This is a genomic window from Streptomyces sp. SID5910 (genome assembly GCF_009862125.1).
Classification (GTDB): domain Bacteria; phylum Actinomycetota; class Actinomycetes; order Streptomycetales; family Streptomycetaceae; genus Streptomyces.
The window spans coordinates 1-1,785 of sequence record NZ_WWHX01000865.1; the positions used below are offsets into that span (position 1 = coordinate 1).

Annotated in this window: 1 protein-coding gene; it reads right to left on the reverse strand. The window is 78.1% G+C overall.

Going from position 1 to position 1,785, the window contains the following annotated elements; genetic code table 11:
* Positions 1 to 1,785: HAD-IC family P-type ATPase (locus tag GTW67_RS30505; RefSeq protein ID WP_161167987.1), on the reverse strand; the 1,785-nt coding region annotated here is incomplete at both ends.

Below are 1,785 nucleotides of genomic sequence, written 5' to 3' on the forward strand. Positions count from 1 at the left end.
TCGGCGCCACCCGGGCCACCACGTCCGCGTCGCGCAGCATCCGGGAGCGCGCCCTGCGGTCGGCCGCGGCCAGCTCGTCCCCGGTGACCACGACCGCGTCCTCGGGCCAGCCCAGGTCGACGGCGATGGCGCGGGCGGTCCCCGGATGGTCGCCGGTCAGGACCACGGGCCGTACGCCCGCCTCGCGCAGCCCGCGCACCAGCGCCGGGGACGTCTCGCGCGCCACGTCGGCCAGCGCGAGGAGCCCGGTGAACTCCAGCCCGGACAGCGGCTGTTCGAGTACGTCGGCCGCCCGCTCCCCCTTCCCGAGCGGCCTGCTCGCCACCGCGATGATGCGCAGCCCGGCACGGGCCAGGTCGTGCGCCGCCTCGGAGGCGTGCGACGGCGGGCCGGCGCAGGCGGGCAGCACGGTCTCGGGGGCGCCCTTGACCACCAGCACCGGCGTGCCGTCCCCGTCCCGGCCGACGGCGGCGGCGTAGCCGCGGGAGGTCTCGAAGGGCAGGCCCTCGTCCTGCGTCCACTCGGGGTCGGGCCCGGCGGCGTCGAGGACGGCCTCGTCGGTGGCGTGGGTGGGGCGGGCGCCGTCGCCGTTCAGCCGGGGGCAGGCGCGGGCGGCGACCCGTACGGTGCCGGCGGCGTCCGGGTCGCCCGCCTTGCGGACGGTGCCGTCGGTGCCCGCGACCCGGGTGAGGCGCAGCTTGTTCTCGGTGAGCGTGCCGGTCTTGTCGAAGCACACGGTGTCCATGCGGCCCAGGGCCTCCAGCGTGCGCGGGGTGCGCACCAGGACGCCGCGCCTGCTGAGCCGGCGGGCGGCAGCGAGCTGGGCCACGGTCGCCACCAGCGGCAGGCCCTCGGGCACGGCGGCCACCGCCACGGACACGCCGCCGGCGACGGCCTGCCGGATCGGTGTGCCGCGCAGCAGCGAGATACCGGTCACCGCGGCGCCGCCGGCCATCGTCAACGGCAGTGCCTTGCGGGTGAGTTCCTGGAGCCGGGCCTGCACGCCGGCGGCCGCCGGCGTCCGGGCGGCCAGCGCCACCGCCCGCGCGGCCTCGGTGTGCTCGCCGGTGTCCACGACGACGGCCCGTGCCCGGCCCGCGACCACGGTCGTGCCCTCGAAGACCATGCAGTACCGCTCGGCGACTGGGGCCTTCGGCGCCGGGTCCACGCACTTGTCCACCGGCAGCGACTCGCCGGTCAGCGCGGACTCGTCCACCTCCAGGCCGTCCTCCCACAGCAGCCGGGCGTCGGCGGGCACCACGTCGTCCGCCTTCAGCTCGATCACCTGCCCCGGGTGCAGCTTGGCGGCGTCCACGATCCGCGGCTCGCCCGCGGGGGCCTCGTCGCCGTCCGCCGGCGCCTCCGCGGCCTCCAGCGGGGACTCGTCGCTCACCCGCGCCTTCTGCTTCTGCTCCGCGAGCAGCCCGGACAGCGCCCGTTCGGCCCGCAGCCGCTGGAATCCGCCGACCAGGGCGTTCAGGTCCAGCGCGCCGACCACGAGCGCCGCGTCCACGACCGAGCCGAGGATCGCGGAGGCGGCCGAGCCGACCGCCAGCACGGGGGTGAGCGGATCGTCCAGCTCGCCGCGCACGGCCCGGGCCAGCTGCCACGACCACCGCACCGGCGCCAGCACCCGCACCCGGCCCGCCCGTTCGGCCGCCTCCCGCATCCGGGCCGTGGCCTGCTCGACGACGCCCGGCTCGGGCTCCGTCTCCTGCTCCAGCCGGTCCTGTACGTCCGCCACGTCCAGCGCGTGCCACGCCACCCGCGGCCGGGGGTGCGGGG